Source organism: Virgibacillus aidingensis (genome assembly GCF_010994035.1).
Classification (GTDB): domain Bacteria; phylum Bacillota; class Bacilli; order Bacillales; family Amphibacillaceae; genus Virgibacillus_N.
The window spans coordinates 89,608-95,940 of the sequence record NZ_WIXN01000016.1; the positions used below are offsets into that span (position 1 = coordinate 89,608).

Annotated in this window: 5 protein-coding genes; 1 reads left to right on the forward strand and 4 read right to left on the reverse strand. The window is 37.7% G+C overall.

Annotation, left to right across the window (positions count from 1 at the left end; all coding sequences use genetic code 11):
- Positions 1-131 precede the first annotated feature (131 nt).
- The 3 genes from GHD25_RS13860 to GHD25_RS13870 form a co-directional block, all read right to left on the reverse strand.
- Positions 132-998: a DUF1672 family protein gene (locus GHD25_RS13860; RefSeq protein ID WP_164217823.1), complete on the reverse strand. Its 867-nt coding sequence runs from the start codon at positions 996-998 to the stop codon at positions 132-134.
- Positions 999-1,674: 676 nt separating this feature from the next.
- Positions 1,675-2,430: a DUF1672 family protein gene (locus GHD25_RS13865; RefSeq protein WP_164217825.1), complete on the reverse strand. Its 756-nt coding sequence runs from the start codon at positions 2,428-2,430 to the stop codon at positions 1,675-1,677.
- Complete coding sequence (locus GHD25_RS13870; RefSeq protein WP_164217827.1) at positions 2,363-2,608, reverse strand: hypothetical protein; 246 nt, start codon at positions 2,606-2,608, stop codon at positions 2,363-2,365. Before GHD25_RS13870 ends, GHD25_RS13865 begins: the two co-directional genes overlap by 68 nt.
- A 619-nt stretch (positions 2,609-3,227) precedes the next feature.
- Between GHD25_RS13870 and GHD25_RS13875 the strand changes: the two genes are divergently transcribed.
- Complete coding sequence (locus tag GHD25_RS13875; RefSeq protein WP_164217829.1) at positions 3,228-4,193, forward strand: RpnC/YadD family protein; 966 nt, start codon at positions 3,228-3,230, stop codon at positions 4,191-4,193.
- Positions 4,194-4,661: 468 nt separating this feature from the next.
- Here the strand turns inward: GHD25_RS13875 and GHD25_RS13880 are convergent, their stop codons facing one another.
- Positions 4,662-5,975, reverse strand: a complete 1,314-nt coding sequence (locus tag GHD25_RS13880; protein WP_164217831.1) for a lysine N(6)-hydroxylase/L-ornithine N(5)-oxygenase family protein — start codon at positions 5,973-5,975, stop codon at positions 4,662-4,664.
- Positions 5,976-6,333 lie beyond the last annotated feature (358 nt).

Consider the following 6,333-nt stretch of genomic DNA (forward strand, 5'->3'; position numbering starts at 1 on the left):
GTAGACGATGGTGAGTTCGGCTGTTTCTACGTTTTGAACGGTTAGGGCGTCAAGGCCGGTGGGGTGGTCGTAGATGGTGTGAATTACAAGTCTCATATGGTTTATTTGTTACAGTCATCTATTTACACCTCCTATTCCTTTATAATTTTATCTGTTGCCAGTGTTTCTAATGTATTACTTTTCTTGCCGCTTCCTCTTGTTTTATCAATATAATTATCGTGTAAAAAAACTCCATAACCTCCGGTAGGTATTCCTTCCATTTCCTCTATGTCTGTTACAATTTGATTAAATATTTCCTCGTCAGGTTCCATGTCTGGATCCTCCATATAAAAATCAACCCTTACATTTAAATAACGAGGTTCTATTGGATTCTCTTTAAAAAACTCTTTCAACTTATGTTTTGAAATTTCCGGGTTTTTTTCATATTCCTCATAAAGTTTTTTAAATGTATCTCCCGCACTGGAGATAAAATAATAAGAAGTGCTATGTCCATGTGCCTGAACATTTCTAACCACGTCTATAGGCGTCCCTATAACATCATACTCTTTCGTAACACCTTCTAAGTAGTCATCCAACTTGGCAAACTCTTCTTCAAAGGCCATAGCATAAAGTCCACTCTTGATTGCAGTTTCAACCTCGCCCTCCCTTGACCAAACAGAATCAGTTTTAATTTCTTCATTTTTCAGGTCAATAGGCACAATAGCTATGGTATTAAAATGCGGTTCACCAATCGATTCCACAAAAACAGTTACCCCATCCATCGCGCTGACAATATTATGCACTTCCACTTCGGTACTGTAATTATCCAAAAAATATTGCTCCACAGCAGCTACCACTGTATCGCGGTTTTCCTCGGCAATTTTTCCGTATTCTTCGTTAGCGTCATAAAGGGTATAACCTTCCCCTGTATAATCCTGGATACTTACATAATTTTCTTTTTCATAATCATCCTGCTGGTTTTCATTTTCCGTTGTTTGATTGTTATCTGCACCGCTCATGCTCATGCATCCCCCTAAAAAAATCGGTATCAAAAATATGCATATTAAAAATAACTGCTTTGCTTTATTCACGCTAACACCTCTTGTGTTAATAAAATTTAAAAAACTATGTATCCATCAGTATAGGATATGAAGGGACTTTGTAAAAGGATTTACAGGTAAATTTTCGGAGAAATAAGTAAAAGGATAGATTGTTAGTGAGGTAATAGGTAAAAAGAATTAGATTTAATGAAGTATAAAGGTACCTTTAAAAGACTGCTCAGTATGTATCTCTTAATTAATCAAAGTATGTTTCTAATTACACTGGAGATATTCTGCTCGGTAAACGAAGATTGGTGTCGATCTGGTCTTTTTTGGGTTGATTGCTGCCTACGTAGACGAGTGAGTTCGTCTGTTTCTAAGTTTTGAACGGTTAGGGCGTCAAGGCCGGTGTGGTGGTCGTAGATGGTGTCAACCACATCAAAATGTTTATTATCTACTTCTATAAAAGACCCTACTTCAAGTTTATTGTAGGCATGATGCCCGGCTAATTCAACTAAGTCTGGGTCTTGAATTGGGGTAGTGTCTATTTTTTAACAGTATTTTCTATGTGATTTTCCTGGCTATTAATATTTTTACCTTTTAAACTATTTGTGGAATAAGATGTCTTCTGTCGAATAACCATCAATGTAACCTCCTAATCTTTCATAATTTTATCTGGTGCTTTTCTTTCTAAAGTACTCTCTTTCTTGCCACTTCCTCTTGTCTTATCAATGTAATTATCATTTAAAAAGATTGAATATCCTCCGGCAGGAATACCTTTCATTTCTTCAATGTCAGTGACAATTTGATTAAATATCTCTTCATCCGGTTTTGTTACGCTGTTTTCCATGTAAAATTCAATATTCATGTTTAGATAACGAGGGTCTATTGGGTTCTCTTCAAAGAATCTTTCTAGCTCTTCTTTTGTTATTTGTGGATTTACCAAATATTTTGCCAATACTTCTCTGAACACGTTACCTGCAGCAGAAATAAAATAATATGGTGTACTGTGTCCATGTGCCTGAACCTTTCTGACTACTTCTAACGGAGTTCCTATAACTGAATATTCCTGTGTTATTTCTTCCAGATAAGTATCCAGTTTTGTAAATTCTTCTTCAAAGGCCATGGCGTATAGTCCACCCTGAATGGCAAACTCAACCTCTCCATCCCGGGACCAAACAGAATCAGTTTTAATTTCTTCATTTTTCAGGTCAATAGGCACAATAGCTATGGTATTAAAATGCGGTTCACCAATCGATTCCACAAAAACAGTAACCCCATCCATCGCGCTGACAATATTATGTACTTCCACTTCAGCACTGTAATTATCCAAAAAATACTTCTTAACAGCGGCTACTACTGTATCGCGGTTTTTCCTCGGCAATTTTTCCGTATTCTTTGTTAGCGTCATAAAGAGTGTAACCTTCCCCTGTATAATCCTGGATACTCACATAATTTTCTTTTTCATAATCGTTCTGCTGGTTTTCGTTTTCTGTTGTTTCATTGTTATCTGCACCGCTCATACATCCCCCTAAAAAAATCGGTAACAAAAATATATATGTTAAAAATGATCGCTTTGCTTTATTCACGCTAACACCTCTGTGTTAATAAAATTTAGATAACTATCCATTAGTATAGGATATGAAGAGACTTTGTAAAAGGAATTTTTAGTAATTTCTTTGCCTATTTGGAAAAATGGGAAATAAGATGATAATCATAAAATGATTATCAAGGTATGAAGTGTTCGTACTTTATTAAAACCGTATGGACGAACTTCTATTAGAGAAGGAAGCTGCGGAAAAAGATCACAATGCATTTTACTGTGGATGAAACTATCGAATTAAAAGAAATGGAGTGTTTACTGTAATTCCATCTGGGTGTCAAAAATTTAAATACCATGGTAAATTCCATTTTAATTTATGGTCATAATATTTGCATGAAAATCAATTTCGTAACATGCAATTCAGAAAACTTTCTCCTCACTATTTCCAGAAATAGAAAAACTACTAGCCAATATCAATTTTTATGTACATTTTATAAGGAGAAATTTACTTTTGCAGTTTTGCTTATCAAAAACGAAGCCTATATGATGATAAAAGCAAATTTATAAAAATAAGGGGATGTGATAAAATAATGTTAACAGCAGTAAAAGAAAATGACAGCAGTTACGAGGAAAAAACCACGGATTACGATGGCCTTTGGAAAGACTTGATTGAAGAACTTTTCCGTGAATTTATGCAATATTTTGCACCGGATCTCTACCCGGAAATTAACTTTGAAAAGGGCGTAACCTCTGTCGATAAGGAACTGCACCAGCTATCCATTAACAGCAAAAAAGGGAGAAAGTATCCGGATAAAGTAGTAAAAGCAGCAATGAAAAATGGCGGAGAAAAATATATTCTTGTGCACATCGAAGTACAGGCTATCGGAAAAGAAGAATTTGCAAAGCGAATGTTCAAGTATTTCTATAGAGTGTATGACAAGTATAGTGATTTCGACATATACGCCATTGCACTTTTAACTGATGCAAAACATAAAAATCATGCGGATAAGTTTAATTATTCTTTTTACGGTACAGCATTAACCTACAAATACAACACATTTAAATTTCATGAAAAAGACATGGGGGAGCTAAAACAATCGTCCAATCCATTTTCGATAGCTGTTCTGGCAGGTATATATGCCAGTAAATCTGCCGGTAAATCGGAAAATGAAAAGGGAAAACGCTATAACTTCAAAAAAGAACTTGTTAATTTGGCATATGAAAAATATGACCAACACGAAACCTACCTTTCTGCTTTATTATACTTCATCGATTTTATACTGAAAATACCACCGGAATGGAATGAAAAACTTTACGAATCACTACCCTTAGCGTTAAAAAAGAAGGAGGAGGGAAACCTCATGGGAATGGAAAAGTTAAAAGACACCCCGACATTTGGCAGGTTGTATAGAGATTGGAAAGCGGAGGGAGTTGAAGAAGGCAAAAGAGAAGGCAAAAGAGAAGGTAAAAAAGAAGGCATAAAAGAAGGTAGAAGAGAAGGCAAGATAGAAGCTGAAAAAAATCTTGCACGCAAGTTGCTTGAGAGGAATTTTTCAGATGAAGAAATATCCCAATTAACCGAGCTGAAGATTGAAGAAGTAAAAAGGCTCAGGGAATCGTTAGACAATTAATGTGAGAAAGAAATGAGCAGAATGTTTGTTCTGTTCTTACAATATAATAAAACTGAACTCATTTACTTAGCCACCGGGAGATCTTCCTACCAAAGCAGGGAACAGGGGAAAGTGGAGGAGCAAACCAGAACATTTCAATTTAGCTTCAAGCAAGAGAGGCTGGCCCACCTATGCCACAAGCCGGCACGCTACATGAATTCACGCAGCAATTTTATCATAAAATCAACAAAATAGTAGTTACTGCATAAAGCGGATGGGTGGCTGGTATGCCTTGTAAGAAAAGGGTTGTTAGAATGGGACTTATAATCGAATGTTAAGAGGTGTAATAGCCCATTCTAAAACCGAACTTACCTAAAATTGCCGTTGAAAAACTACCCTGACCTGTTTTGTAACAGGAGAACCGTCCCGGTGATTAGCGTCTTAGAATTTCATCCCCTCCATTTTGCAACAAAAGAAACTCCCCGTGTTTCAACCCATTCTAAATTGCTGGAAGATGGTGTTTCTTCTGTTTGGGTATACTTCCCGTTCGGCAAGGAAGTTGATAATTTGTATGTTCCTTTGGACAGATAAGCCAAGGTTGGTGGCTGCTGTGCCATGGGAATGTTCCAGGTTGGTCAGGGTGAAAAAGTAATGATCGCGCTCTGCCTGATCGTGAAAAATGAGCCGATAATCTCTGGTAACTTTGTAACGTTTATCATCTTCCCATTCAATATCATGCTGAAAACGCTCATAGAACCAATCGGGAATATTGGGCTTATAGCCTGTTGCCAGAATCACCTTATTTGTTTCATACTCAAAGGAATTTTCCACCTGCCATTGCCGGCAATGAATCACATACTTATCCTGATTTTTACTAAGGTGCTGCACTTCAGTATTCGGCTGGATCATGACCGGCTGCTCCTTTTGCCCGATTGTTTTATGATACAGTGTTTCGTACAAGTCCCTTAATGTATCCGGATTAATCCCTTTTCTCAGTGCTCCCAGGGTATCCAGCGTCTCATTCCGCTCTTTGAAACTCAAAGCATGAAAGTAATCCACGAAATCGGGGGAGAAAAACTCCAGGCCAAATTCTCCCTTCTCCAGCTCGAACAGTCCGCTGGAGCGGCTGAATAATGCCAGTTGAAATTCTTTATTTTCCTGCTCCTTCAACAAATCAAGAAGCACCTCAATGGCACTCTGGCCGGAACCTACTATCGCTATATTGGGGGATTGCACCAGGTTTTCCTTTTCGTACATATAACGGCTCGTATGTAACACATCAGCTTCCGGAAGTCCTGTCATTGTACTCGGGACGAGCGGCTCGCTGCCCGTTCCCATAACAACATGTTTCGTGAAATAGGAAGTCTCGTTTTTTGTTGAAGTATTTTTTACCACCACCTCATAATGCGGGTTGGAAGCATCTTTATGGTCAATCACATCCACGACTTCATAACCAAAATGCAGCCCCTCCAGCTGGGCCGCTGTCCATTGCAGATAATCGTTATATTCCTGGCGCGGAATCATCGACTTGCTGGAAATATAAAACTCATACAGGCGGTTTTGTTCATGTAAATAGTTAACATAGGAGAACCTGCTCGTCGGATCGGCAAACGTGACAAGATCCGCCAAAAAGGGAATCGTCAGCACTGTCCCTTCAATCAGCATGCCGGGGTGCCATTCAAATTTTGGATTCTCATCAAAAAATACGGCATCCAGTTCCGGCGTATCTTCCAACAGGGCTGCCAATCCAAGGTTAAAAGGCCCGATGCCGATGCCAATTATATCGTGCAATTTATCTGTCATTATTCCACTTCCCTCGTAAAAATGCATTTTTGCTTAATGTACCCTTTTTTGCCGGGTATTATGCTTTAGGAAAGTGTGCTGGTTTCTGTGCTTACAGAGGAATCAGTGCTGTTATTGCAGATTGTCATGATCTTATAATAAAAAGAGATGAGAAATTTGATAAAGATGATTAAATATATTCTAATTTGAAATAGCTTTAATATCAGAGGATTGGTAAAATAATAGGCATAGTAACTGCATAAAGCGGATGGGCGGTTGGCACACCCTGAAAAAAGGGAGTGTTAAAATGGTGGATAAAATCCATATAATTGTGTAAAAGAAAAAATTAGGTCATCTTTCAGACCCATGTTAAAATATT

What these genes read in the sequence shown, in the direction of transcription:
- GHD25_RS13865 (WP_164217825.1), bottom strand. Translation starts at nt 2,430, where the DNA reads ATGACGCTAACAAAGAATACGGAAAAATTGCCGAGGAAAAACCGCGAT.
- GHD25_RS13880 (WP_164217831.1), bottom strand. Translation starts at nt 5,975, where the DNA reads ATGACAGATAAATTGCACGATATAATTGGCATCGGCATCGGGCCTTTT.
- GHD25_RS13860 (WP_164217823.1), bottom strand. Translation starts at nt 998, where the DNA reads ATGAGCGGTGCAGATAACAATCAAACAACGGAAAATGAAAACCAGCAG.